We start from the raw sequence: 26,344 nt of genomic DNA, 5'->3' as shown, positions 1-26,344 counted from the left end.
CGGCATCTTCTCCCCGTTCAACGGGGAGAAGGAACTCGAATCGCAAACGTTGGAACTTCTAATCGATGACCCAATGGTCCGGCTATTTCGGCCTTATATTGCAGGGAGCGCTTGTCACCATCGAGCTGACGCTGATGGGGTCGGTGCTTGCCCTGGTCATGGCCTTTGTTGCCGGGATGGGGCGGCTGTCGCGCTTCTTTCTGCTGCGCGCGCTCGCCACCGCCTATATCGAATTCTTCCGCGGCACCTCGATCTTCGTGCAGCTGTTCTTCGCCTATTTCGTGCTGCCGCTATTGGGCCTGGAACTGACCCCGCTGCAGGCCGGCGTGCTGGCGCTGGGCCTGAATGTCGGCGCCTACGCCGCCGAAGTGGTGCGCGGCGCCGTGCAGTCGATCGGCCGCGAACAGCACGAGGCCTGCATCGCGCTCAACCTTGGCCGCTGGCAAGGCCTGCGCCACGTCATCCTGCCGCAGGCATTTCTGGTGATGCTGCCGACCTTCGGCAACAACGCCATCGAACTGCTCAAGGCCACATCCGTCGTCTCACTGATCTCGCTCGCCGACCTCACATTCCAGGCGCAGGTGGTGCGAGCCCAGACCGGCAACACCATGGTGCCGTTCACCACCATCCTCATTCTCTATTTCATCCTTGCGCTGCTCATTTCGTGGGGTGTGCGCTCGCTGGAGCGCCACCTGGCGCGCGGCCTCGACGGGGTGCGCGTCTGATGACCGGAACTCGCTGATGGCCAAGGTTCGCTGATGGATTGGGATTGGGATTTTGTCCGGCAGATACTGCCGACGCTGATCCAGGGGGTGAAGATCACCATCCTGGCGACGCTGCTCGGCTCGGTGCTGGCGGCGATCGTCGGTCTTGGCATCGCGCTGGCGCGCCGCTCGCCCAACAAGGCGGTGTCGCGCTCCGTCGGTTGGGCGGCCGAATTCGTCCGTGGCACGCCGCTGCTGGTGCAGCTCTATTTCATCTTCTACGTGCTGCCAGACGTCGGCATTCTTCTGCCGCCGTTGGTCGCCGGTGTCATCGGGCTCGGGCTGCACTACGGCACCTATACGGCGGAGGTCTATCGCGCCGGCATCGACAATGTCCCGCGCGGCCAGTGGGAGGCCGCCAAGGCGTGCAACCTCAGCGCCAGGCAGACCTGGTCCCACATCATTATCCCGCAAGCCATTCCGCCGATGATCCCGGCGCTGGCCAACTATTTCATCGCCATGTTCAAGGAGACGCCGCTGCTGTCGGCAATCACCGTGCTGGAACTGATGAACCAGGCCAAAAGCGTCGCGAACACCTATTATCGCTACCTGGAGCCGATCACGTTGGTGGGCGCCTTCTTCCTCGCCATCAGCCTCTGTTCTGTCGTGCTGTTGCGCTGGCTGGAAGGCCGTTACGGCAAGATCGAGAGATAACGTATGAAGCCCTTGCCCGAGATCAAGGTCCACCCCGACCGGCCGGCGCTCGATGACCGCCCGCTGGCGAAGCGTGTCGGCCTGATCATCCTGGCCACCGACCACACGACCGAGCCGGACTTTCGCCGCATGGTGGCGAGCGAACGGATCGGCGTCTATGTCGCGCGCATTCCCTATGCCAATCCGACGACGCCTCGGAACCTTCGCAAGATGCAGCCGGCGCTGACGGCGGGCGCGGCCTTGATCCTGCCCGACGAGCCGCTCGACGCCATCTGCTACTCCTGCACTTCGGCATCGGTGGTGATCGGCGATGCCGAGATCGAGGCGGCGATCCAGGCGGCCAAGCCCGGCATTCCCGTCGTAACCCCGCCCATGGCCGGCGTGCGCGGGCTGAACGCCTTCGGCGTGCGCCGGATCAGCATTCTCACCCCCTACACGGTTGAAACTTCCAGGCCGATGGCAACCTATTTCGCCGAACGCGGTTTCGATATCGCCAGCTTCACCTGCCTGGGTTTCGAGGATGACCGCGAGATGGCACGCATTCCGCCGGCAGCCCTTGTCGACCTCGCGCGCCAGGCGACCCATCCACAGGCCGAAGCCTTGTTTGTGTCCTGCACGGCGCTGCGGAGCGCGCTCGCGGTCGCCAGTATGGAAGAGGCGATCGGCCGTCCAGTGGTGACCAGCAACCAGGCGACGGCATGGAATTGTTTACGGTTGTGCGGGGACGAGACGCCACATCCGGAGTTCGGCCGTCTGATGACGTTGTCGCTGGGACGGTAAGATTATGTTCTGCGTGCAAGAGCGTCTCCCTCTGACCTGCTGGCCACCTCCCCCTCGAGGGGGGAGATTCCCTGCCGCTGCGCTTTGGCTGCTTGTGGATGCTATAGAAACGGCGGTGCCGCATGAGCTGCCGATCTCCCCCCTTGAGGGGGAGATGGCCGGCAGGCCAGAGGGGGTCGCCCGATGACGCGCGCCATCGACCTTTCGGACATCCGAGCCGCCCGCGAACGTATCGCCGGCAAGATCGAACGAACGCCAACCGTGCTGTCCGAAGCTCTGTCGGAACGGTTGGGTATTCCCGTTCACCTCAAGCTCGAACATCGCCAGATCACCGGCAGCTTCAAACTGCGTGGCGCCTCGAACGCTGTCGCTTCGCTGAGCATGCGGGAGAAGGCACGTGGCGTGGTCGCGGCCTCCACCGGCAACCACGGCCGAGCGCTTGCCCATGCGGCGAAACTCGAGGGAACGCGCGCGGTGATCTGCATGTCGCGGCTGGTGCCTCAGAACAAGCTTGATGCCATCCGCCGGCTCGGGGCCGAGATCCGTATCGTCGGCACCAGCCAGGACGACGCGCAGCAGGAGGTCGAGCGGCTGGTGGCGGAGGAGGGCCTCGTCATGCTGCCGCCCTTCGACCATCCAGCCATCATTGCCGGCCAGGGTACCCTCGGACTGGAGATGATTGAGCAGGTTCCCGACGCCGCACTGGTGCTGGTGCAACTGTCGGGCGGTGGGCTCGCCTCGGGCGTAGCGGCGGCGATCAAGGGCGTCAGCCCCGGGACCAGGGTCGTCGGCGTGTCGATGGCGCGGGGTGCTGCGATGAAGGCGAGCCTCGATGCCGGCCGGCCCGTGCTGGTCGAGGAGTTGCCGACGCTGGCGGACTCGCTCGGCGGCGGCATCGGCCTCGACAACCAACTGACCTTCGCCATGTGCCGCGACCTGCTCGACGATATCGTCCTGCTTTCCGAGGAGGAAATCGCCGCCGGCATCCGCCATGCCTATGAGCAGGAGCGCGAGATCGTCGAAGGCGCCGGCGCCGTCGGCATCGCGGCACTGCTCGCCGGTAAGGTCAGCGCGAGCGGACCGATGGTGGTTCTGCTTTCGGGGCGCAACATCGATATGGAACTGCACAAGAAGATCGTTTGCGGAGAGAAGCCCTCATTTGCGGAGCGCGCCGCATGAACCGGATGACAATCCTGACCGAAGCGGAACTGCGTAAGATCGTGACGCTCGATCTTGATGCCGTCGCCTGCGTCGAGAATGCTTTTCGCGCGCTAGCCACTTTGCCGGTGGCGATGCCGCCGATCCTGCGGCTCGACATCCCTGAACATCACGGCGAGGTCGATGTGAAGACCGCCTATGTGCCTGGCGTCGACGGCTTCGCCATCAAGATCAGTCCCGGATTCTTCGACAATCCGAAACTCGGCCTGCCCAGCGTCAATGGCATGATGGTGCTTTTGTCGGCAAAGACAGGTCTGGTCGAGGCGCTGCTCCTCGACAATGGCTATCTCACCGATATCCGCACCGCCGCCGCGGGCGCGGTCGCGGCCAAGCATCTATCGCGGCCGGATTCGTCCGTCGCCGCGATCTTCGGCGCCGGCGTGCAAGCCGGATTGCAGCTCGAAGCGCTCCGCCTCGTGCGGCCAATCACAGAGGCACGCATCTGGGCGCGCGATGCCGCCAAGGCTGAGCTGACTGCGGGCGCCCTGCGTGAGAAGCTCGGCATCGCCGTGCGCGCCGAACCTAGTGCCGCGGAGGCCGTAGTTGGGGCCGACATCATCGTCACCACGACGCCGTCAACCGAGCCTCTGATCAAGGCCGGCTTCATCTCTGCCGGCCAGCACATCACCGCCATGGGCTCGGACGCCGAACACAAGAACGAGATCGCCCCTGCGATCCTGCGCATGGCTGATCTCTACGTCGCCGACAGTGCTCGCCAGACACGGCGGCTGGGCGAACTGCATCATGCCATCGCCGCAGGAATCATGGCCGCCGAGGACGAGGTGGCCGAATTGGGCCAGATCATCGCTGGCGAGAGACACGGACGGCGCTCGGCCAGCGACATCACCATTGCCGATCTCACCGGCACCGGCGTGCAGGATACGGCGATTGCCACGCTCGCCCGCGACCGGGCGCTGGCCGCGAAATCCGGAACCATTTTTGAAAGCTGATGCCGGCCAAAGCGTGATCCGGAAAAGTGGGAACCGGCTTTCACGCGCAAAGAAGAACCAGACGACGAGCCGGATTCAGCGAAGTTGAACAGGCTCCAGCCCAACAAACGAGGACCCAAAAAAATGCAGCCAAACCTGAAATTTTCGCGCGGCGAATATGCGGATCGCCTCGCCAAGACGCGCAAAGCCATGGAAGCCAAGGGTGTCGATCTCCTGATCGTCAGCGATCCCTCCAACATGGCCTGGCTGACCGGTTACGACGGCTGGTCGTTCTACGTGCACCAGGCGGTCATCGTGCCGCCATCGGGCGAGCCGGTCTGGTACGGCCGTGGCCAGGACGCCAATGGCGCCAAGCGCACCGCCTATCTCGCGCATGACAACATCGTCGGCTATGCCGACCACTATGTGCAGTCGACCGAGCGCCACCCCATGGACTTCCTGTCCAGCGTGCTGACCGATCGCGGCTGGGGCAAGCTGACCATCGGCGTCGAGATGGACAATTACTGGTTCTCCGCCGCTGCGTTCGCCGCCTTGCAGAAGCATCTGCCCAACGCCCGCTTCGTCGATGCCACGGCCCTGGTCAACTGGCAGCGCGCGCTGAAGAGCCCGACCGAGATCGACTACATGCGCAAGGCCGCCCGCATCGTCGAGGCGATGCACCGGCGCATCGTCGACAAGATTGAAGTCGGCATGCGCAAGAACGATCTCGTCGCCGAGATCTATGATGCCGGTACGCGCGGCGTCGACGGCATCGGTGGCGATTATCCCGCGATCGTCCCGCTGCTGCCGTCAGGTGTGGACGCTTCAGCGCCACACCTGACCTGGGACGACAAGCCGATGAAGCGCGGCGAGGGGACCTTCTTCGAGATTGCTGGCTGCTACAACAGGTACCACTGTCCGCTGTCGCGCACCGTCTTCCTCGGCAAGCCGACACAGGAATTCCTCGAGGCCGAGAAGGCGACGCTTGAAGGTATGGACGCGGGCTTGGCGGCGGCAAAACCCGGCAACACATGCGAGGACATCGCCAATGCCTTCTTCGCCGTCTTGAAGAAGTACGGCATCATCAAGGACAACCGCACCGGCTACTCGATCGGTCTGTCCTATCCGCCGGATTGGGGCGAGCGCACGATGAGCCTGCGCCCCGGCGACCGCACCGAACTCAAGCCCGGCATGACTTTCCATTTCATGACCGGCCTGTGGCTGGAGACGATGGGTCTTGAGATCACCGAATCCATCCTGATCACCGAAACGGGTGTGGAATGCCTGGCCAATGTGCCGCGCAAGCTGGTGGTGAAGAATTGAACCCAATGTCCAGCCTCCGTCCGTCGCCTATCGCGCCGACCGTCGATTTCGATCGTGACGGCGTCCAGCATGGTTTCCTGCGCCTGCCCTACAGCCGCGACGATTCGGCCTGGGGCTCGGTGATGATCCCGATCTGCGTCATCCGCAACGGCAAGGGACCGGCGGCGCTGCTGACCGGTGGCAACCATGGCGACGAGTATGAGGGCCCGCTGGCGCTCTACGAACTCGCCCGCACACTCGACCCCAAGGACGTCTCCGGCACGGTGATCATCGTGCCGGCGATGAACTATCCGGCCTTTCGGGCTGGCACGCGCACGTCGCCAATTGACAAGGGCAACATGAACCGCAGCTTCCCCGGCCGGCCCGATGGCACCGTGACCGAGAAGATCGCCGACTATTTTCAACGCGAGCTGCTTCCCCGCGCCGACATCGTCTTCGACTTCCATTCGGGCGGCAGGACCCTGGATTTCGTGCCTTTCTGCGCCGCGCACACGCTGCCGGACAAGGTGCAGGAAGAAAAGGCCTTCGCCGCGGTCGAAGCCTTCTCTGCACCTTTCTCGATGCGCATGACCGAGATCGATGCGGTCGGCATGTACGACACCGCGGCCGAGGACATGGGCAAGGTCTTCGTCACCACCGAACTTGGCGGCGGGGGGACATCGCGTGCCGAAACCGTGCGCATCGCGCGGCGCGGCATCCTCAATGTGCTTCGCCATGCAGGCATTGTTGCTGGCGCGGTGGAGAAGACCAGAACACAGTGGCTCGACATGCCCTCGGGCGATTGCTTCGCCTTCGCCGAGGACGACGGCATGATCGAAACCATGGTCGATCTCGGCGAACCCGTCGAGGAAGGCGCGGTGCTGGCGCGCATCCATTCCGTTGGCCGCACCGGCATTGCCCCACAGGAAATCCGGGCAAAAATGTCTGGCTTGCTGGCGGCGCGGCATTTTCCCGGGCTGGTCAAAGCGGGTGACTGCGCCGCGGTGATGGCCGTGAAGGTAGGCTGAGCACGAGCGCTTGTGTGCTCGGCTCTGGCCCGAGCGGAGCGAGCCCGATGCGACCGGCTCGCAGATGGAGCATCGCGAACTGCTGGCCGCCTGCCGCGAGCGTGACGGCAGGAAAGCCGCGAGCGTTCTGCGGCAGTACCTGCGCGAAGGGAGCGAGATGCTCGTGAACGCGAGAGAGGGCGGTGGCTTGTCGCGGAAGCCCTAGCCTCGACAGACAAATAGAGTGCCGATCGATACCGGCCACGTCGGGCGCGGTTGCGTCTATGCGAGTTCACTGCCACATATTGCAACGTCAATGCTCGACAAGAGGATCGCCATGTCCCCCGTCAGCCGCCTGCCGGTGCGCGCCCTTGCCCCGCGCCGCCATGACGAAATCCTGCGGCGGCTAAGCGCCCAGGGTTCGGTCAGCGTTGCCGAACTGGCCGGGTTCTTCGAGGTCTCGCGCGAAACCATCCGCCGCGATCTGAAGCTGCTTTCGGAGCAGGGCAGGCTCGGCATCGTGCATGGCGGTGCCGCTCGCTTCGAACCGAGCGAACCGGCGATGAGCCTGCGCAGCCAGGAAAATGCCCATGGCAAGGCGGCGATCGGCAGGGCTGCCGCCGGTCTGGTCAGGGATGGCATGGTGGTCTTTCTCGATTCCGGCACCACCACCTTGGCCGTCGCGCATGCCATGACCGAACTGCGCGATCTCACCATCTGCACGGCCAGCCTGAAGATAGCGCTGCATCTGTGCCATGTGCCGGGCATGCGCGTGCATATGCTGGGCGGCGAGATCGATCCGGGCGAGGAGGCGGCTTCCGGCATCGATACGCTTGATGCAATGGCCCGCTTTCGCGTCGACATCGCCTTTCTCGGTGGTGGTGCCCTGTCGCCGGAAGGCGACGTGACGGACTTCACCCGTGCCGGCGCCGAGCAGCGCGGCCGTATGATCGCGCTCGCCGGCAAGGCCTATTTCGTGCTCGACAGCAGCAAGTTCGGCAAGCTGACACCGCTCAGGATTCCGAATTTCGAACGGGCCGCCGGCGTGATCGTCGACGCCAATCCCGAACCAGCGCTTGCGGAAGCGCTTTCGCAAAAGGGGCCAGAACTCATCGTTACTTGATGTGATAATTTGTGAGATGTTGAGTTGATATTTGGCATTGCTATGTTAGTATCCCGGCCATCCCTCCAATGGCGGAACGCTCATGGCAAATGAATTTCCCATCCACGCTCGCGTTGTCATCGTCGGCGGCGGCATCATTGGCTGCTCGGTCGCCTATCATCTGACAAAACTCGGCTGGACCGATGTTGTCGTGCTCGAGCAGGGACAACTCAGCGGCGGCACCACCTGGCATGCCGCCGGTCTTGTCGGTCAGTTGCGCAGCCACTCCAACATGACGAGCCTGATCAGATACTCCACCCAGCTTTACAGCGAACTGGAGGCCGAAACCGGCCTTGCCACCGGCTGGAAGAATTGCGGCTCGCTGTCTGTTGCGCGCACCGCTGATCGCATGACGGTGCTGAAGCGCACGGCAGCATCGGCGCGTGCTCAGGGCGTGGAGATCGACGTCATCTCGCCCAGGGAGGCCGGCGATCTGTGGCCTGTCATGGCGACGGACGATCTGGTCGGTGCCGTCTGGCTGCCAGGCGACGGCAAGGCCAACCCGACTGATCTGACGCAGTCGCTGGCCAAGGGTGCGCGCAACCGCGGCGCGAAAATCCTCGAGCGGGTCAAGGTCTCAGGCATCAGCGTCAGGAACGGCATCGCCTGCGGCGTCGAGACGGACCGTGGCAACATCGCCGCCGAGATCGTCGTCAACTGCGCCGGCCAGTGGGCGCGCAAGGTCGGACTGATGTGCGGCGTCTCGGTACCGCTGCATTCGGCCGAGCACATGTATATCGTCACCGGCAGGATCGAGGGTATGCATCCTGACCTGCCTGTCATGCGCGATCCCGACGGCTTCATCTATTTCAAGGAAGAGGTCGGCGGCCTGGTCATGGGAGGTTTCGAGCCGCATGCCAAGCCCTGGGGCATGAACGGCATCCCCGAAAATTTCGAATTCGCGCTGCTGCCCGACGATTGGGACCAGTTCGAGATCCTGATGGAAAACGCGCTGGTCCGCGTGCCGCAGCTGGCGCATGCCGAGGTCAAGAAATTCTACAACGGTCCCGAAAGCTTCACGCCGGACAACAATTTCATCCTTGGCGAGGCGCCGGAACTGAAGAATTTCTATGTCGGCGCCGGCTTCAATTCGATGGGCATCGCCAGCGCCGGCGGCGCGGGCAGGGCACTGGCCGAATGGATCGTCAACAGCGCACCGACCATGGATCTGTGGCCGGTCGACATCAGGCGCTTCGCCGCGTTCAACAACAACCCGCGCTGGCTGCATGACCGGGTCAAGGAGACGCTCGGCCTGCACTACGCCATGCCGTGGCCGAACAGGGAACTCGACACCGCGCGGCCCTTCCGCCGCTCACCGCTCTATGACCGGCTGACCGCGAAGGGCGCCTGCTTCGGCTCCAAGATGGGCTGGGAGCGCGCCAACTGGTTCGCTGCTCCAGGAGAGAAGGCCGAGAACGATTACGCCTTCGGCCGCCAGAATTGGCATGAGGCGGTCCGCCGCGAGATGAAGGCAACACGCGAGGCCGTCGCCATCTTCGACCAGACGTCTTTCGCGAAACTGCTTATCCAGGGCCGCGACGCATGTGCGGCGCTGAACCGGATCTGCGCCGGCAATGTCGACGTACCTATATGGACGTCGGTCTACACGGGTGTGCTCAACGCGCGTGGCGGCTATGAAAGCGATCTCACGGTGATGCGGCTTGGTGCGGAGAAATTCCTCATCGTCACAGGATCCGCGCAAGCGGTCCACGACGCTGACTGGATCGTCAGGAACATTCCGGCCGACGCCCATGCGATCCTGACCGACGTCACCTCGGCCTATGCCGTGCTGGCCGTGATGGGACCACACTCGCGCGATCTTCTCGGCAAACTGTCCTCGGCCGATCTCTCCAACGCGAGCTTTCCCTTCGCCGCCATCCGCGAGATCGATATCGGCCATGCCACCGCCCATGCCAACCGCATGACCTATGTCGGTGAACTCGGCTGGGAATTGATCGTGCCGACAGAATTCGCCGTTGGCGTCTACGAGGCGCTGCATGAGGCAGGGGGTGAATTCGGCTTGGCTGACGCCGGCTACTACGCGCTCGATGCCTTGCGCATCGAAAAGGGTTTTCGCGCCTGGGGCAGGGAATTGACGCCGGATATCAACCCTTGGCAGGCCGGGCTTGGCTTTGCCGTCGCTATCGACAAGCCGGGCGGCTTCATCGGCCGCGACGCGCTGGTCGAGGCAAGGTCTGCGGCGGCACCGGCCAAGCGCATCGTGCTGTTCACGCTCGACGATGCCGAGCCGATGCTGTGGGGCGGTGAGCTGATCCTGCGTGACGGCAAGCCGGTCGGCGAGGTTCGCTCGGCGGCCTATGGCCACACGCTGGGCCGCTCGGTCGCGCTCGGGCTGGTCGAAAACGAAACCGGCGTCGACGCCCAATTCCTCAGCGGTGGCCGTTTCGAAATCGACCTCGCTGGCGTTCGCCATACGGCAACGGCGCACCTGCGCAGCCCCTACGATCCGAAATCAGAGCGGGTGAAGGCGGATAGGGTTGAGGTTCGCGCCGCCGCTTAATCCGCCGACATCGAGCGCGCCATGTCGAGAAAGGCGCGCACCAGCTTGCCGCCGCTGCGCTCGCGCAGGCAGATCAGCGCTTCGTCCATCAAGGTTTCGGGAGCGTCGATGGTGATCGGGACGAGCCGCGAATCCTGGCCGAATTCGGCCGCCGAGACAAAGCCGATGCCGGCGCCCGAGGCGACGATCTCGCGGACGGCCTCGCGGCCCTCGGCCTCGATCACCGGCCTCAGTTCGACCTTCGAGGCAGCAGCGAGGTCTTCGAGCTTCTGGCGGGTCTTCGAGCCGCGCTCGCGCATGACCAGCGATTCCTGCGCGAGCTGCTTGAGGGTCAGCGATTTCTTGCCGGACAGCGGGTGGTCGATGGAGGTGAAGGCGATGATCGGCGTCGAGTTGAGCTTCAGCACTTCGAAGTCTCGCCCGGCCGGCACCTCGCCCAGCACGCCGATGTCGGCATCATAGCTGTAGAGGCTGCTGATGACCGTCTCGGTGTTGCCGGCGCGCACCGACACCTGGACGCCGGGATAACGGGCCCGGAAGCTGCCGAGGATATGAAGCAGGTGATGTGCGGCGTCCGCGACGATGCGCAGCGTGCCGGAACGCAGCGCGCGCGATTCGGTGAGCAGTTCCAGTGCCTGCTGTTCGGTGTCGAACATGCGGTGGGTTATCTCGAGCAGCTTCTGGCCCGAATGGGTCAGCGTGACCTGCTTCTTGTTCCGATTGAACAGCAGGACATCATATTCTTCCTCGAGCTTGCGCACCTGGTCGGAAATGGCCGGCTGGGTCAGGAACAGCGCTTCGGCCGCTCGCGAAAAGCCGCCCGAGATCGCCACTTGATGAAAGGCCCGCAACTGGACGTAGCGCATCTTTTCCGCCGTTCGAGGTCAGGAAGAGTGGATATCTTACCATAAGCCAGATTAACTAAAAGATAGAAATGAACGATTTGACTTATGTTCGGTCAAACTTAGCCTGAGTAAAGGTCGACGTCTCTGCCGGCCACGGACATTCCGGAGGCGTAGCCATGCAATTTTCCCTCATCCTGCTGCATCTGGCGGGTGCCGTCATGCTGCTGCTCTGGGCCGTGCGCATGGTGCGCACCGGCGTCGAGCGGGCCTGCGGGCCTGCATTGCGCGATGCACTGAGACAGGCTCGCGGTGCGCGGATCAAATCGGCGGGGGTCGGCACCGTGCTTGCCGTCCTGCTGCAAAGTTCCACGGCCGTCGCCATGCTGGCAGCTGGCTTTGCCGCAAGCGGTATGGTTTCGGTTTCGGCCGGGCTGGCAATCCTGCTTGGCGCCGATCTTGGCTCCGCCTTGGTCGTGCAGGTGCTCTCGTTCGACTTGAGCTGGCTCGTACCCGCGCTGATCCTGATCGGCGGCGCGATGTTCCTGAAGTTCGAGGCGCGCGGCATCAAGCAAGGTGGGCGCATCCTGATGGGCATAGCGTTCGTTCTGTTGTCGCTGCACATGATCGGCGAGGCGACCGCGCCGATGCGCCAGAGCACGCTGCTGCCCTTGGTGATTTCCTATTTGCGCGCGGACTATTTCACGGCCTTTGCCGCCGCCGCCCTGTTCACGTGGCTGATCCATTCCAGCGTGGCGGCGATCCTGCTGTTCGTCACGCTCGCCGCGCAAGGCGTCTTGCCTGTCGAGGTCGGTCTGTTCTTCATCCTCGGCGCCAATTGCGGCGGTGCGCTGATCGCGGTGTGGCTGACGCGCGGCGAGCCCGTCGAGGCGCGCCGCATCCCCCTTGGCAATCTGATCTTCCGCGGCACGGCCGCGCTCGCCGCCCTGTTCGCCCTTCAGGAAATGGCGTTCCCGACACATCTTTTCGGTGCGACAGAAGGCCGGCAACTGGTCAACCTGCATCTCGCCTTCAATCTGGCTCTGGTCATCTGCTGCCTGCCCTTCGCTGGCCTGGTGGAAAGGCTGGTGACCTTGCTGGTCGCCGACAAGCCGCCGGCAAAGGACAGTACTGATCTGATGTCGCGTCGCGCCAGCGCGCTCGATCGCAGCGTCATGCGGACACCCCGTCTTGCGCTGGCCAGCGCGACCCGCGAGTTGCTGCGCATGGGTGAAGTCGTCGAGGTGATGCTGGGTCCGGTGATGGATTTCTTCGACGCCGGCACTGCCGATCAGATCCGTCAGGCGCGCAAGCTCGATGACGAGGTCAACCGCGCCCACACCGACATCAAGCTCTACATTGCCGAGGTCAACCGCGGCAGCATGACCGCGGCCGAGGCCCGCCGCGGCATCGAACTCACCGATTTCGCCATCAATCTCGAACGGGCCGGCGATATCGTCGCCAAGAACCTGCTCGTGCTTGCCGGGGAATTGCGGGACAAGAATCTGCGCTTTTCACGCGACGGCTGGGGCGAACTGGGCGGGCTTCACAGCCGTGTCATGGCCAACATGCAGCTTGCGCTCAACGTGTTGGTATCGGGCGACCTCGATTCGGCGCGGCAACTCGTGGTCGAGAAGGAGCGTATGCGCAAGCTGGAACGCATGAGCCATGATCGTCACCTCAAGCGCCTGCAATCGGGAATGCCGCAGAGCATCGACACCAGCGACATTCATCTGGAGGCGGTCAGGGCGCTGAAGGAAATCAACTCGCTGATGGCGTCGGTCGCCTATCCCCTGCTGACGCAAAGCGGCGATCTGCTTGAAAGCCGGCTGGCCACGGGCGCCGCGGACGCAATGGCGCCCGTGCCGGCCTGACAGAGATGGCAATTCTACCATCGTGGAAATCGATACTTCGATACAAAATAACGATTTTACAAATATGTCATTCCGGCCGAGAGTAAGGCCGCATCAAAAAGCAGCGACCTGTCGGAGGACACCCATGCTCGCCGAGACGAAATTTGCCGCGGAGCCGCTGGCCATGCCGGCGCTGGGCGAGCCCTATCTCTTGACCCCGGGCCCGCTCACCACGGCCTATTCGGTCAAGCAGGCCATGCTGCGCGACTGGGGATCGTGGGACGGCGACTTCCGCGCCATGACATCAGACATGCGCCGCCGCCTGCTGGCGCTGACCGGTGACGCGAAAGGCGAATTCGATTGCGTGCCGATGCAGGGCAGCGGCTCCTTCTGCGTCGAGGCGATGCTGGGCTCGTTCGTGCCGAAAGATGGCAAGGTTCTGGTGCTGGCCAACGGCGCCTACGGCCTGCGCGCCGCGCAGACCATGCAGTATCTCGGTCGTGCCTATACGCTGATCGACAAGGGCGACTATCTGCCGCCGCGCGGCGACGAGGTAGCGGCAGCCCTTGAAGCCGACCCCGCCATCACGCATGTCATCGCCATCCATTGCGAAACCAGCTCGGGCATCCTCAATCCGGTCGCCGAGATTGCCGAGGCCGTCCAAGCCAAGGGCCGCAAGCTGCTGGTCGATTCCATGAGCGCCTTCGGCGCGGTCGCGCTCGACGTCAACGAGATCCGCTACGAGGCGATGGTTTCCTCCGCCAACAAATGCATCGAGGGTGTGCCAGGCTTCGGCTTCATCATCGCCCGCAAAAGCGAACTCGAGGCCGCCAAGGGCCGCAGCCACTCGCTGTCGCTCGACGTCCACGCGCAATGGGCGCATATGAACAAGACCGGCCAATGGCGCTACACGCCGCCGACGCATGTCGTTGCCGCCTTCCTCGAGGCGCTCCGCCAGCACGAAGCCGAAGGCGGCGTCGTTGGCCGTGGCGCCCGCTACACCAGGAACCGCGACGTCATGGTGGCCGGCATGCGCGAACTCGGTTTCGAGACCTTGCTGAAAGACCGTTGGCTGTCGCCGATCATTGTCACCTTCTTCAATCCGGCCCATGCCAACTTCGCCTTTGATCGCTTCTACGAGCTGATGAAGGACAAGGGCTTCATCATCTATCCGGGTAAGCTGACGGTCGTGGATTCCTTCCGCGTCGGCTGCATCGGCCAGATGGACGAACATGTCATGCGCCGCGTCGTCGAGGCAGCGGCGGAGTCACTGAAGGAAATGGGCGTCGACACCGCCGCTCCACCCGCCGCGGCAATCGCCGAGCGTGCCAAACTCGCCGCCTGAAGCGGCAGGATTTCAAGGGATTTTCGATGAACCAGATGTCTCCCGTTAACGTCGCCGTCAACGGCCGCACCTACGCCTGGCCGCGCGTGCCCGCCATCGCCATTTGTCTCGATGGCTGCGAGCCGGCCTATCTCGACGAGGCTATTCATGCCGGGCTGATGCCGGCTTTGGTCAGGATCAAGCAGAAGGGCACGGTGCTCATGGCGCACTCGGTCATCCCGAGCTTCACCAACCCCAACAATCTCTCGATCGCCACCGGCCGGCCGCCGTCGGTGCATGGCATCTGCGGCAACTATCTCTACGAGCGTGAGACCGGCAAGGAAGTGATGATGAACGACCCGCGCTTCCTGCGCGCGCCGACCATCTTCCAGGCCTTCTACGACGCCGGCGCCAAGGTTGCCGTGGTGACCGCCAAGGACAAATTGCGCGCGCTGCTCGGCAAGGGGCTGGCTTTCGACGAAGGCCGTGCGCTGTGCTTCTCGGCGGAAAAGTCCGACACCACCACCAAGGCCGAGCACGGCATCGACAACGCCTCGAAGCACTTCGGCCTCCCGGTGCCGGAAGTCTATTCAGCTGAGCTGTCGGAATTCGTCTTCGCCGCAGGCGTCCAACTGCTGAAGGAATTCCGCCCTGACATCATGTACCTGACCACCACCGACTACGTGCAGCACAAATATGCGCCCGGCGTGCCACAGGCCAACGCCTTCTACGAGATGTTCGACAAGTACCTGACCGAACTCGATGCGCTGGGCGCGGCGATCGTCGTCACCGCCGACCATGGCATGAAGCCCAAGCACAAGGCGGACGGCTCGCCCGACGTCGTCTATGTCCAGGACCTGCTCGACGAATGGCTGGGAAAGGACGCCGCCCGCGTGATCCTGCCGATCACTGATCCCTATGTCGTGCACCACGGCGCGCTCGGCTCCTTCGCCACCGCCTATCTGCCTGATGGCGCGGACCAGGCCGACATCATGGCGCGTCTGGCCAAGGTCGACGGCATCATGCTGGTCGTCGACAGCCCGACGGCCTGCGAACGTTTCGAACTGCCGGCCGACCGCATCGGCGACATCGTGCTGATCTCGACCGAGAACAAGACCATTGGCACCAGCGAACACCGGCATGATCTCGCGGCCCTCAACGAACCGCTGCGCTCGCATGGCGGGCTGACCGAGCAGGAAGTGCCGTTCATCGTCAACCGCGTGCTGCCGGACCTGCCGAATGAGCCAACCTTGCGCAATTTCGACGCCTTCTACTACGCTACCATGGCAGCGGCTTTGGCGTGACGGGTGAGTTGGGCGCCGGTTGGGTGTGTCGCCATCCATGATGGCACTGGTCGACCCCCACTCCGGCCTCCGGGCCACCTCTCCCCCGATCGACGGGGGAGAGGAAGGGCGCGCGGGCTCGTCAGCCTTGGCTCCCTTCCTCTCCCTCCGGAGGGGGGAGAGGCGGCGCCGCGAAGCGGCGACGAAGGGGGGGAAGCCGTTGCAGAGACGCGATGGCCTAGCCGATAAAGATCAATGTAGCTCACTGAGCACCAGGAACACTCACATGACCAAACTTGACCCTGCCATCAAAGTTCGCCACGAGCCGATGCGCATTGCCGGCAAGAAGGTCGATGCCGACAGCGTCGTCGAGGTGCGCTATCCCTGGAACGACACTGTCATCGGCACTGTGCCGGCCGGTGGCGCCGAACACGCCCGCCAGGCCTTCGAAATCGCGGCTGGCTACAAATCGAAACTGACGCGTTACGAGCGCCAGCAGATCCTGTTCCGTACCGCCGAAGCGCTGGCATCGCGCAAGGAGGAAATCTCCGATCTCATCACGCTGGAACTCGGCATCTCCAAGACCGACTCGCTCTATGAAGTCGGCCGCGCCTATGACGTGTTCACGCTGTCGGCGCAGATGTGCATCCAGGACGACGGCCAGATCTTCTCCTGCGATCTCACACCGCATGGCAAGGCACGCAAGATATTCACGACGCGTGAGCCGCTGAAGGCGATCTCGGCGATCACGCCGTTCAACCATCCGCTCAACATGGTCTCGCACAAGGTGGCACCGGCGATCGCCACCAACAATTGCGTGGTGGTGAAACCGACCGAACTGACGCCGATGACGGCGCTGCTGCTCGCCGACATCCTCTACGAAGCCGGCCTGCCGCCGGAAATGCTCTCGGTGGTGACCGGCTGGCCGGCCGACATCGGCAACGAAATGATCACCAACGAGAACATCGACCTGATCACATTTACTGGCGGTGTGCCGGTCGGCAAGATGATCGCCCGCACCGCCGGCTACAAGCGCCAGGTGCTGGAACTCGGCGGCAACGATCCCCTGATCATCCTCAACGATCTCTCCGACGACGATCTGGCCAAGGCCGCCGATCTCGCCGTCGCGGGTGCAACCAAGAACTCCGGCCAGCGCTGCACGGCGGTCAAGCGCATCCTCGTCCAGGAAAGCGTCGCTGACCGTTTCGTGCCGATGGTGCTGGAGCGAGCGAAGAAGATCCGCTTCGGCGATCCGATGGATCGCGCGACCGATCTCGGCACCGTTGTGCACGAGAAGGCGGCGGCTTTGTTCGAAGCCCGCGTTCACATGGCCGCCGAGCAGGGCGCGGAAATCCTCTACAACCCCGGCCGCCAGGGTGCGCTGCTGCCGCCGATCGTCGTCGATCGTGTGCCGCACACATCCGAACTGGTGATGGAAGAGACCTTCGGGCCGATCATCCCCATCGTGCGCGCGCCGGACGATGACGAGGCGCTGATCGCGTTGTCCAACTCAACCGCCTTCGGCCTGTCGTCGGGCGTCTGCACCAATTCCTTTCCCCGCATGCAGAGGTACATCGCCGGCCTGCAGGTCGGCACGGTCAACATCTGGGAAGTGCCGGGTTACCGCATCGAGATGTCGCCATTTGGCGGTATCAAGGATTCGGGCAATGGCTACAAGGAAGGCGTCATCGAGGCGATGAAGAGCTATACCAATGTAAAGACGTTTTCGCTGCCCTGGTCCTGACCGGACCACACTGGCTGGCAGGACAAATCGAGGGGGCGTTTCGCGCTCCCTCATTCGCGTTTCGGAGAGGGTTATGGCCCCAATATCTGAGCTTGTGCATACCGAGGGCGATTCCAACACCACGGCGGCGCGCGGCCGCTGGGACGCCGGCCAGGATGATCCGCGTATCCGCGGCCTGCTCGACCGCGACGCGGCCGCTTTCATGCACCAGAGCCTGTCCAGTCCCTGCCTGTCGACGATCGCCAAGGCGGAAGGCATCTGGATCGAGGACATCGCCGGCCGGCGCTTGATGGATTTCCACGGCAACAGCGTGCATCACCTTGGTTACGGCCATCCAAGGCTGGTGGCGGCAATCAAGAAGCAGCTCGACGAGCTCTGCTTTGCGCCGCGCCGCTTCACTTGCGAGCCCGCGGTCGAACTGGCCGAGAAATTGGCGGCACTTGCACCCGGCGACCTCGGCAAGGTGCTGTTCACCACGGGCGGCTCGGATGCAATCGAGGTGGCGCTGAAGATCGCGCGTGCCGCGACTGGCCGCTTCAAGACGGTGTCGTTCTGGGACGCCTTCCATGGCGCTGGCTTCGGCGCCGCCAGCGTCGGCGGCGAGGCGACCTTCCGTTCCCATATCGCCGGCCCGATGATGACCGGCACCGAGCATGTCGCGCCCTGGGACGGCTATCGCTGCCCCTACGGCCACGATTCACTGGAAGCATCCGGGCTCGCTTGCGCCAATATGATCGCCTACGTGCTCGGCCGCGAGCAGGACGTGGCGGCGGTCGTCGCCGAGCCGATGCGGGCGACGCCAAACCCGCCGCCGCCTGGTTTCTGGAAGCGGGTGCGCGAGGCCTGCGACCGGCACGGCACGCTGCTGATCTTCGACGAGATCCCGACCGGGCTCGGCAAGACGGGAAAATTCTTCGCCCACGACCATGATGGCGTGACGCCCGACATCGTCGTTCTCGGCAAATCGCTCGGCGGCGGCATCTTGCCGATCGCCGCCGTCATTGCCCGCCGCGACCTCGATGTCACGGGCGGCTTTGCCATTGGCCACTATACCCACGAGAAGAACCCGGTGACGACGCGCGCCGCGCTGACGACAATCGACATTATCCTGGAAGAAGGGCTAGTCGAGCGCTCGGCCGAACTCGGTCGGCACATGCTCGGACGCATGCAGGATCTGATGGCGCGCTCGCCTCATGTCGGCGACGTCAGGGGCAGGGGGCTGATGGGCGGCGTCGAACTCGTCCAGGACCGAGCCACGCGCCAGCCGGCACGTGAACTTGCGGAACGCGTCTTCTACACGTGCCTGGAGCAAGGGCTGAGCTTCAAAATCAGCCAGGGCAATGTGCTGACGCTCTCGCCGCCGCTGGTCATCTCGAAAGCCGATCTCGATCGCGCGCTGGATGTCGTCGAGGCCGCGGTGCTGGCGGCCTGACCATGAAGGCCGTGCGCACCGATCAGGAACTCGAATGCCCCGGCATCGACGCCGGCTTGCGGGCGAGGGGCGTCGAACTGGTGACGCTGCCGGACGGCATTCCCGAAGCCGATCTCATCAGCGCGGTCGCCGACGCCGACCTCCTGCTCATGTGCTACACGCCGATCACCGCTGCGGTGATCGAGGCAGCTCCCAGATTGAAGGGCATCGTCAAATATGGCGTCGGCATCGACGCCATCGACATTCCGGCCGCGATGCGGCGCGGCATCCCGGTCGTCAACGTGCCCGAATATGCCGAGGAAACCGTCGCCGAAGGCGCCTTCGCGCTGATGATCGCGCTGGCCAAGCGGCTGCCGGCCATTACGGCGGCGGTGTCGCGCGATGGCTGGGTCTGGGCCGGGCAGCGTTGGCTTGGGCGCGATATTTCCGGCGCCACGCTGGGCCTAGTCGGCTGCGGCAAGATCGGCCGCAGCATGGCGCGCATGGCCGGGCAAGGGTTTCACGCACGGGTTCTTGGTTTCGATCCCGGTGTCGATGCAGCGACGATGCACGCTGCCGGCATCGAGAAGGCCGACGATCTCCACACCATGCTACAGGCCTGCGACTTCGTTTCCATCCATTGTGTGCTGAACGACAAGACACGTGGCCTGATCGGCAAGGCCGAACTCGCTTGCATGAAACCTTCCGCCGTCATCGTCAACGTTTCTCGCGGCGCGCTGATCGATGAGGCGGCACTCGTCGAGGCGATCCTCGCCGGGCGCATAGCCGGCGCCGGGCTCGACGTCTATTCGGTCGAGCCTCTGGCGAAGTCCGGCCATCCGATGAGCGCATTGTTCGGTCGCGACAATGTGATCCTCTTTCCGCATCTCACATTTTTCACGGCGGAAGCGATGCGCCGGCTTGAACAGGATACGCTCGCCCGCTGCTTCGAAATCCTCGACGGACGTCCGGTGACCATCCGCTCGTTCGATCCTCGTCTGCGGGCGCAGACGGCAGGCGTTTTATTCTCCTGATTTCCATCACCTTTTAACTTTCAGGACCCCTGCCTCGGGCCGGTTCCGCGACCCTGAAATGCGTCCACGACATGGATGCGACAGTTCTATGACAAATATCAGAGGAAGTTTGCCTGTCATAAAATAAATAGATTTTACTTATCGATCACCAATCCTCAGAGTTGTCACAACGACGACATCCAATCGGCTCAACGTCCGTCAGAGGCCGAGCCGATTGGTCCTAGTGCATCGCAGAATGTGCCTTCAATCATAAAGGGGAACTGGTCATGAAATCACGAAACGCAACCATGGTCGCGGCCTTTGCCGCATTGCTCGCGTCGGCCGCTCTCGTCGGACCGGCACTCGCCGACGGCGTCGTCACCATCTATTCCGCCGATGGCCTGCATGACGGCAACGGCAGCTGGTACGAGACCGAATTCGCCGCCTTCACCAAGGCCACCGGCATCACCGTGCAGTATATCGAGGCAGGTTCGGGCGGCGTCGTCGAGCGCGTCGCCAAGGAGAAGTCGAACCCGCAGGCCGACGTTCTGGTGACCTTGCCCCCCTTCATCCAGCGCGCGGCCGCAGACGGCCTGCTGCAGGATTACAAGCCTGAGGCCGCATCCCAGATCGACGGCGGCACCGACAAGTACCGGCCGCTGGTCAACAACTACATGAACTTCATCTACAACAGCGCCGTGCTATCGGAAGCGCCGAAGAGCTACAACGACCTGCTCGATCCGAAGTTCAAGGGCAAGATCCAGTATTCGACTCCTGGCCAGGCCGGCGACGGCACCGCCGTCATGCTGCAGATCATTCACGCCTTCGGCGGCGAGGATGCGGGCTTCGCCTTCATGAAGAAACTGCAGGACAACAATGTCGGCCCGTCCGCCTCGACCGGCAAGCTGACCGCACTGGTCAACAAGGGTGAATTGCATGTCGCCAATGGCGATTTGCAGATGAACATGTCGCAGATGGCCGACAATCCCAACATCAAGGTGTTCTGGCCCGCTGGTCCGGACGGCACTCGCTCCACCTTCGCGCTGCCCTATGAAATCGGCCTGGTCACCGGTGCGCCGAACGCCGACAACGGCAAGAAGCTGATCGACTTCCTGCTATCCAAGGAAGCCCAGTCCACCGTAAGCTCGATTGCCATCGGTATGCCCGCCCGCAAGGACGTGAAGCCGTCCGACGCCAATTTCGCCAAGTTGCAGGAGGCGATGAAGGGCCTGACCATCTGGTCGCCGAACTGGGATGACGCGCTGGCCAAGCTTCCCGACTACGTCAAGAAGTGGAACGAAGCGACCGGAAGTTGATCCCCAAGGGAACCAGTCGGGAGAACAACGCCATGTCGGCCGTCGCCTTCACGGGTACCAGTGTCATGGATATCGACGCCGCGAAGGTTCGCGGCGCCGGTTCCAACGTCCACTTCGACAGGGTCAGCGTCGCTTATGGCGCGCATGTCGTGCTGCATCCGCTGACCCTGGACATCGCACCGGGCGAGATCCTGGCAATGATCGGCCCTTCCGGCTCAGGCAAGACAACTGCCTTGCGGGCCGTGGCCGGTTTCGTGCGGCCTGCAAGCGGCCGCATCCGCATCGGCGCCACCGACGTCACCGATCTGCCGCCTTATCAGCGTGGTCTCGGCATGGTGGTTCAGAATTACGCGCTGTTTCCGCATATGCGGGTCGAGGACAACGTTGCCTTCGGCCTCAGGGCACAAGGCGCCGACAAGGCGCTGATCGCCGAACGGGTCGAGGATGCACTCGGCACGGTAGGCATGTCTGCCTTTGCCAGGCGCTATCCGCGCGAGCTTTCGGGCGGCCAGCAGCAGCGTGTCGCGATTGCACGGGCCCTGGCGGTGCGACCGCGCGTGCTCCTGCTCGACGAACCGCTCTCGGCGCTCGACGCGCAGATCCGCCGCAACATGGTCGAGGAGATCGCCCGCCTACACCGCAGCCTGCCGGGCCTGACGATCCTCTACGTCACCCATGACCAGACCGAGGCGCTGACCCTTGCCGACAAGATCGCCATCATGCGCGACGGCAGGGTCTGTTCGCACGGACCGACGACGGAACTCTACCGCCGTCCACCAAACCGTTTTACCGCCGAATTCCTCGGCCGCGCCAACCTTCTGCCGGTGACCGTTGCCGAGCCTGTCGGGCCGAAGGGTTTTGCCACGGCAAGGCACGGCGATGCGCTGCTCACCGGCGCCGGTCGTGACGAGAAGGCCGGCGACAAGAGCCTGCTCTGCATCAGACCGCAGCATCTCAGCCTGACGGCCGACAGCGAGCACACCAATCGCATCGTCGGCACACTCAGGGAAGTGCACTGGCAGGGCGAACTGACCCATCTCGTGCTCGATGTCGAGGGCACGCCGGTGCGCGTCTCGGCAACGAAACTGCCCATGGCGTTGCCGGAGCCCGGCGCAAGGGTGCCGCTGTTCTTCGCACCTGCCGACACGTCGCTGCTTCCGGAAGACGCCGGTGTCTGAGGCTGTCGCCCTCCGCGCGCCGGCGATCAGGAGAGAACCCGGCAAATTCTGGATCGTGCCGCCGGCGGCGCTGCTGGCGCTGCTGTTCTTCTATCCGCTGGCGCTGATTGCCCGGCAGGCCTTCCTTGACGACAGCGGTGTCGCCAACATCGCCGAGATCGTCCGTGTCCTGCATTCGCGCTTCTTCCTCAACGCGCTGATCAACACGGTGACGATCTCGGTCGCCGCTACGGCCGGATGCCTGATCGTCGGGCTCGTGCTGGCATTGATCCTGGCCTTCGTGCCGTTTCCCGGCAGCGGCTTCATCGCCCGACTGATCGACACTTTCATCGCATTGCCAACCTTCCTGGTGACGCTGGCCTTCACCTTTCTTTACGGCTCCGCCGGCATGCTCAATTCGGGGCTGATGGAGGTCTTCTCGCTGCCGCTGCCGCCGGTCGATTTCCTTTATTCGACCTGGGGCGTGGTGCTGGCCGAAGTCACCGTCTACACGCCCTTCATCCTGCGGCCGCTGCTCGCCGCCTTCTCCCTGGTCGACCGCGGCCAGATCGAAGCGGCAAGCGTGCTTGGGGCGAGACCTTTCCGCATCGTGCGCCAGGTCATCCTGCCGGCCGCGGTGCCCGCGCTCATCGCCGGCGGCAGCCTCTGCCTGCTGTTGACCGTCAACGAATTCGGCATCGTGTTGTTCATTGGCGCCAAGGGCGTCATCACGCTGCCGCTGCTGATCTACGGCAAGGCGATCCAGGAATCGGCCTATCAGGTCGCCTGCATCATCGCCGTGATCAACATTGCGCTGTCGCTCGGTCTTTTCGGCCTCTACCGCTTCGCCGCCGGCCGGTTGGGGGTCTAGCCATGCTGGTCTGGTCGCGCTCCGGTCGCGCTGTTCTATGGGTGCTCTTCGCGCTGATCTTCGGTGTGCTGTTCCTGGCGCCGCTGGCGGTCATCCTCTTGTCCAGCCTTGCCGACCAGTGGAATGGCGTGCTGCCCAATGGCTTGACGACGGAGCACTACGCCGACGTCGTCAAGGGCGCGGCCTGGAATTCGGTCAAGGCGAGCCTCATCACCGGCTTCCTGGCCAGCGCCTTGGCGCTGGTCAGCGGCACCTGGGCGGCCCTTTCGCTTCGCCTTCAGGGCGATGCCTTGAAGCGGCCGCTTGGCCTGTTGTTCTTTATCCCCAGCGCGGTGCCTTCGGTATCCGTCGGGCTTGGCCTGCTGGTTGCGTTCAGCCATCCGCCGCTTCTGCTCAACGGCACGGTGGCGATCGTGATGATCGCGCATTTCGTGCTGATCTCGGCTTTCACTTTCGGCAACGTCTCGGCCGGTTTGGCACGGCTTTCGCCCGATTTCGAACAGGTGGCGTCAAGCCTCGGCGCGCGGCCCGCATACCGGCTCTGGCATGTCACGCTGCCCTTGCTGGCCCCCTATCTGGTCGCCGCTTTCGGCCTGAGCTTCGCGCTGTCGATGGGTGAACTCGGCGCCACCGTCATGGTCTATCCGCCGGGCTGGGTGACGCTGCCGGTGTCGATCTTCAGCCTCACCGATCGTGGCGATATATTTGCAGGTGCGGCCCTGACGATGATCCTGGTGGTGGCGACCTTGGTGCTGCTGCTTGGGCTCGAGCGCATCACCGCGCGCGCCACTGGCTCGTAAATTCCGAGGCTCAGGCCGGCTTGCGCTCGACGATGTAAATGTGGTCGGCCGCCAGCACCACTTCGCCGCGCTGATTGATCACTTCGCAGCGCTCGATCACCCGGCCTGAATCCGGGCGCTTGGGGTCGTCCTGCTTGGCCGCGATCGTGGTGCGCGTGCGGATCGTGTCGCCGATGAACACCGGCTTGATGAAACGCAGCCGGTCGTAGCCATAGGAAAAGGCGACGGGGTTGACGACACCAGCCGTCAGCCCGATACCGACCGAAAACACCAGCGTGCCATGCGCGATGCGCTGGCCGAACGGCGTCGTCTTCATGTACTCGGCATCCATGTGATGCGGGAAGAAATCGCCGGTGTGGCCGGCGTGGACGACGAAGTCAGTCTCGGTGATGGTGCGGCCGGTGCTGAGGCGCGTAGAGCCGATCTCGTAGTCCTCGAAATAAGTGATCTGTTCCATATCCTGCTTTACGGCCTTTCCGCGATTGGCGTCGCTGGCGCCGCGCTTGATCTATAGGCGGCTTCCACCAGCGCCATGGTGTTCCAGGCGTCTTCGACCGAACTGACCAGCGTGTCATCTTCACCAGATGCAAAGCGCTGCACATTGGCCATACGCCCGACGAAGGCGTCGGGAAACCACTCGCCGGCCAGTGGCACCGCGACCCAGTCCGTGCCGCCCTTCGGATAGATATCGAGAATATCCGGCTCGCCGGTGGGATAATCGAGGTTAAGGCCGAGCTTCAGATAGGCTGCACCTTCGGTGCCGCAGATGCGGAACTCACAGGCCTGATGCCGCCGGCCGAATTTGTGGTCGTGGTTGATCGACAGCGCGCAGCGCACCGTGTCGCCATAGTCGAGAATGGCGCTGGTCCGCGTCTGCGCCACTCCATGGTTGGGATGGCCAAGTGTCTTGGCGTGCACTCCCTTGGGGTCGCCGAGCAATTGCCGGATCAGGTCGAGATAGTGGATCGAATGCATGGCGATCTCGACACGCGGCGCCTTGAGCAGGAATTCCCATAGCTGCCACGGTGTCGCCAGCGCCAGCCAGGCGTCGAAGTCGACGACCGCGCCGAGCCAGCCCTTGGCGATGGCATCCTTGAGCGCCAGCATCATCGGCGCGAAGCGCAACTGGAAATTGACCGCCGCCTTGAGGTCCTTGGCGCGGCAGATTTCGAGGATTTCGGTTGCCTCGCCGAGATAGTTGCCCATCGGCTTCTGGATCAGCGCCACCGCCCTGTCGGGCAGAGCCTTCAGGATCTCGGCATGCCGTCCCGGCGGTGTCGCCAGGTCGAAGATCGCGTCCTTGACGGCTGCGGCTTCGTCCACCGAGCGGAACGCCGTCACCCCCCATGTCTCGGCCAGGGTTTGCGCCTTGGCCTGGTCTGGATCGTAAAGTCCGGCGACCGGGAATCCGGCCTTCCTGTAGGCTGGAAAATGCGCGTCGCCGACGATCGACCCCGCACCAAAGGTGACGATCGGCCGGGGGTTCAATGGTCTTGGCCAGGATTGGACGAGTGAGGCAGGGTCGAAACCGCCCTCAATCATGATGGAAGACCTCGTCCATGGAGGCCCACCATTCGCCTGCCTTGCGCGTCGCCAGTGGCTCCTGACAGGGCATGCAGACCGCCCACCATTCCTGCGTCTTCGGGTCGGCGGCCATCTTGGCCATGTCGGCCGCGTAGTCGGTGCCGTGGTATTCGAAGTAGCTGAACAGCAGGTTCTCTGGCCGCTTGAGGTAGATGGAGTAATTCTTGATGTTGCAGGCCGAGATCATGGTCAGCACGTCAGGCCAGACCGCGGCATGCAGGCGGACATATTCCTCGACCTTTTCGGGCTTCAGCCCGAGCACCATTCCCATCCGCTGCATGTCCGCTCCCCTATGTCGTGATCGCCGTGGTGAATTCGGCGATGCTCATGGCCTTTACTGCGTCCCAGTCCCAGTCGATGCCGATACCAGGCTCGTCTGGCGCAAGCGCCTGCCCATCCTCGATGCGCATGCGGTTGCCGGTCAACTGGTCGAGTTGCGGAATGTATTCGACATATCGGCCGTTCTGAACAGCACAGGTCAGGCTGACATGCAGTTCCATCAGGAAATGCGGGCAGACCGGAATGTCGAACGCTTCCGCCGCATGCGCGATCTTGAGCCAGGGCGTGATGCCGCCGATACGGCCGACATCGACCTGCACGATAGAACAGGCGCCTTTCTGCATGTATTCGCGGAAATGGCGCATGGAGTAGAGCGACTCGCCGATGGCGATCGGCGTCGGCGTCGAGTTCGACAGCCGCACATGGCCATCGATATCGTCGGCGGGCAGCGGCTCCTCGATCCAGGCAAGGTCAAGCTCGCGCAGCCTCGCCGCGCGCCGGATCGCCTCGTCGACGGAAAACCCCTGATT

Annotated in this window: 24 protein-coding genes; 19 read left to right on the top strand and 5 right to left on the bottom strand. The window is 63.7% G+C overall.

Annotated features, from left to right (window positions below; genetic code table 11):
* The first annotated feature begins 65 nt into the window (after nucleotides 1-65).
* From ehuC to FJ938_RS25550, 9 genes are all read left to right on the top strand, one after another.
* Entirely contained in the window at nucleotides 66-725 is a 660-nt protein-coding gene (gene ehuC, locus FJ938_RS25595) for an ectoine/hydroxyectoine ABC transporter permease subunit EhuC (RefSeq protein WP_140613373.1), read from the top strand.
* Nucleotides 726-758: 33 nt separating this feature from the next.
* The gene (gene ehuD / locus FJ938_RS25590; protein ID WP_140698678.1) at nucleotides 759-1,418 is read left to right on the top strand and encodes an ectoine/hydroxyectoine ABC transporter permease subunit EhuD; all 660 of its coding nucleotides are present in this window, start codon (nucleotides 759-761) and stop codon (nucleotides 1,416-1,418) included.
* A 3-nt stretch (nucleotides 1,419-1,421) separates the two neighbouring features.
* Nucleotides 1,422-2,198 carry an ectoine utilization protein EutA gene (eutA, locus tag FJ938_RS25585; protein ID WP_140613375.1) on the top strand — a complete coding sequence of 259 codons (777 nt, stop codon included), beginning with the start codon at nucleotides 1,422-1,424 and terminating at the stop codon, nucleotides 2,196-2,198.
* Between the two features lie 183 nt (nucleotides 2,199-2,381).
* On the top strand, nucleotides 2,382-3,377 hold the full coding sequence (gene eutB / locus FJ938_RS25580; RefSeq protein ID WP_140698675.1) for a hydroxyectoine utilization dehydratase EutB: 996 nt from the start codon (nucleotides 2,382-2,384) through the stop codon (nucleotides 3,375-3,377).
* Nucleotides 3,374-4,366 carry an ectoine utilization protein EutC gene (gene eutC, locus FJ938_RS25575; protein WP_140607452.1) on the top strand — a complete coding sequence of 331 codons (993 nt, stop codon included), beginning with the start codon at nucleotides 3,374-3,376 and terminating at the stop codon, nucleotides 4,364-4,366. Before eutB ends, eutC begins: the two co-directional genes overlap by 4 nt.
* Nucleotides 4,367-4,489: 123 nt before the next feature.
* Nucleotides 4,490-5,668: an ectoine hydrolase DoeA gene (doeA, locus tag FJ938_RS25570; RefSeq protein ID WP_140698672.1), complete on the top strand. Its 1,179-nt coding sequence runs from the start codon at nucleotides 4,490-4,492 to the stop codon at nucleotides 5,666-5,668.
* Between the two features lie 5 nt (nucleotides 5,669-5,673).
* The gene (gene doeB / locus FJ938_RS25565; RefSeq protein WP_140698669.1) at nucleotides 5,674-6,675 is read left to right on the top strand and encodes a N(2)-acetyl-L-2,4-diaminobutanoate deacetylase DoeB; all 1,002 of its coding nucleotides are present in this window, start codon (nucleotides 5,674-5,676) and stop codon (nucleotides 6,673-6,675) included.
* A gap of 316 nt (nucleotides 6,676-6,991) precedes the next feature.
* The gene (locus FJ938_RS25555) at nucleotides 6,992-7,777 is read left to right on the top strand and encodes a DeoR/GlpR family DNA-binding transcription regulator (protein WP_140698667.1); all 786 of its coding nucleotides are present in this window, start codon (nucleotides 6,992-6,994) and stop codon (nucleotides 7,775-7,777) included.
* 82 nt (nucleotides 7,778-7,859) lie between these two features.
* Nucleotides 7,860-10,337: an FAD-dependent oxidoreductase gene (locus tag FJ938_RS25550; protein ID WP_140698664.1), complete on the top strand. Its 2,478-nt coding sequence runs from the start codon at nucleotides 7,860-7,862 to the stop codon at nucleotides 10,335-10,337.
* Here the strand turns inward: FJ938_RS25550 and FJ938_RS25545 are convergent.
* A complete protein-coding gene (locus FJ938_RS25545; RefSeq protein WP_140607447.1) occupies nucleotides 10,334-11,203 on the bottom strand; it encodes a LysR substrate-binding domain-containing protein in 870 nt (289 codons plus the stop codon). The two genes, FJ938_RS25550 and FJ938_RS25545, sit on opposite strands and share 4 nt — an antisense overlap.
* 155 nt (nucleotides 11,204-11,358) lie before the next feature.
* Here FJ938_RS25545 and FJ938_RS25540 point away from each other — a divergent pair, with 155 nt between their 5' ends.
* The 10 genes from FJ938_RS25540 (at nucleotide 11,359) to FJ938_RS25495 (ending at nucleotide 23,951) form a co-directional block, all read left to right on the top strand.
* Nucleotides 11,359-13,053 (top strand): Na/Pi cotransporter family protein, encoded by a 1,695-nt coding sequence (locus FJ938_RS25540; protein ID WP_140607446.1) that lies wholly within the window; start codon nucleotides 11,359-11,361, stop codon nucleotides 13,051-13,053.
* Nucleotides 13,054-13,177: 124 nt separating this feature from the next.
* Nucleotides 13,178-14,377 carry a 2-aminoethylphosphonate--pyruvate transaminase gene (locus tag FJ938_RS25535; protein WP_140607445.1) on the top strand — a complete coding sequence of 400 codons (1,200 nt, stop codon included), beginning with the start codon at nucleotides 13,178-13,180 and terminating at the stop codon, nucleotides 14,375-14,377.
* A 26-nt stretch (nucleotides 14,378-14,403) separates the two neighbouring features.
* Nucleotides 14,404-15,660, top strand: a complete 1,257-nt coding sequence (gene phnA / locus FJ938_RS25530) for a phosphonoacetate hydrolase (RefSeq protein ID WP_140698661.1) — start codon at nucleotides 14,404-14,406, stop codon at nucleotides 15,658-15,660.
* A gap of 265 nt (nucleotides 15,661-15,925) precedes the next feature.
* Nucleotides 15,926-17,383, top strand: coding sequence for a phosphonoacetaldehyde dehydrogenase (gene phnY, locus FJ938_RS25525; protein ID WP_140607442.1), 1,458 nt, complete (start codon nucleotides 15,926-15,928; stop codon nucleotides 17,381-17,383).
* A 73-nt stretch (nucleotides 17,384-17,456) separates the two neighbouring features.
* A complete protein-coding gene (locus tag FJ938_RS25520; protein ID WP_140607441.1) occupies nucleotides 17,457-18,815 on the top strand; it encodes an aspartate aminotransferase family protein in 1,359 nt (452 codons plus the stop codon).
* Between the two features lie 2 nt (nucleotides 18,816-18,817).
* Nucleotides 18,818-19,828 carry an NAD(P)-dependent oxidoreductase gene (locus tag FJ938_RS25515; RefSeq protein WP_140698658.1) on the top strand — a complete coding sequence of 337 codons (1,011 nt, stop codon included), beginning with the start codon at nucleotides 18,818-18,820 and terminating at the stop codon, nucleotides 19,826-19,828.
* 266 nt (nucleotides 19,829-20,094) lie between these two features.
* Complete coding sequence (locus FJ938_RS25510; RefSeq protein ID WP_140607439.1) at nucleotides 20,095-21,123, top strand: 2-aminoethylphosphonate ABC transporter substrate-binding protein; 1,029 nt, start codon at nucleotides 20,095-20,097, stop codon at nucleotides 21,121-21,123.
* Nucleotides 21,124-21,155: 32 nt separating this feature from the next.
* A complete protein-coding gene (locus tag FJ938_RS25505) occupies nucleotides 21,156-22,301 on the top strand; it encodes an ATP-binding cassette domain-containing protein (RefSeq protein WP_140698655.1) in 1,146 nt (381 codons plus the stop codon).
* Nucleotides 22,294-23,151, top strand: coding sequence for a 2-aminoethylphosphonate ABC transporter permease subunit (locus FJ938_RS25500; RefSeq protein WP_140698652.1), 858 nt, complete (start codon nucleotides 22,294-22,296; stop codon nucleotides 23,149-23,151). The genes FJ938_RS25505 and FJ938_RS25500 overlap by 8 nt, the downstream gene beginning before the upstream one ends.
* Before the next feature lie 2 nt (nucleotides 23,152-23,153).
* The gene (locus tag FJ938_RS25495; RefSeq protein WP_140607436.1) at nucleotides 23,154-23,951 is read left to right on the top strand and encodes an ABC transporter permease subunit; all 798 of its coding nucleotides are present in this window, start codon (nucleotides 23,154-23,156) and stop codon (nucleotides 23,949-23,951) included.
* A gap of 10 nt (nucleotides 23,952-23,961) precedes the next feature.
* Here the strand turns inward: FJ938_RS25495 and FJ938_RS25490 are convergent, their stop codons facing one another.
* The 4 genes from FJ938_RS25490 to FJ938_RS25475 form a co-directional block, all read right to left on the bottom strand.
* A complete protein-coding gene (locus tag FJ938_RS25490) occupies nucleotides 23,962-24,408 on the bottom strand; it encodes a MaoC/PaaZ C-terminal domain-containing protein (protein ID WP_140607435.1) in 447 nt (148 codons plus the stop codon).
* 8 nt (nucleotides 24,409-24,416) lie between these two features.
* A complete protein-coding gene (locus FJ938_RS25485; RefSeq protein ID WP_181169180.1) occupies nucleotides 24,417-25,490 on the bottom strand; it encodes a Gfo/Idh/MocA family oxidoreductase in 1,074 nt (357 codons plus the stop codon).
* Nucleotides 25,486-25,815 carry an L-rhamnose mutarotase gene (locus tag FJ938_RS25480; RefSeq protein ID WP_140698647.1) on the bottom strand — a complete coding sequence of 110 codons (330 nt, stop codon included), beginning with the start codon at nucleotides 25,813-25,815 and terminating at the stop codon, nucleotides 25,486-25,488. Before FJ938_RS25480 ends, FJ938_RS25485 begins: the two co-directional genes overlap by 5 nt.
* A gap of 10 nt (nucleotides 25,816-25,825) precedes the next feature.
* Nucleotides 25,826-26,344 (bottom strand): enolase C-terminal domain-like protein (locus FJ938_RS25475; protein ID WP_281409108.1); only part of this gene is annotated, 519 nt, incomplete at its 5' end.

The sequence above is a fragment of the Mesorhizobium sp. B2-4-14 genome (genome assembly GCF_006442155.1).
GTDB lineage: Bacteria > Pseudomonadota > Alphaproteobacteria > Rhizobiales > Rhizobiaceae > Mesorhizobium.
This window is presented reverse-complemented; position numbering and strand designations above follow the sequence as displayed.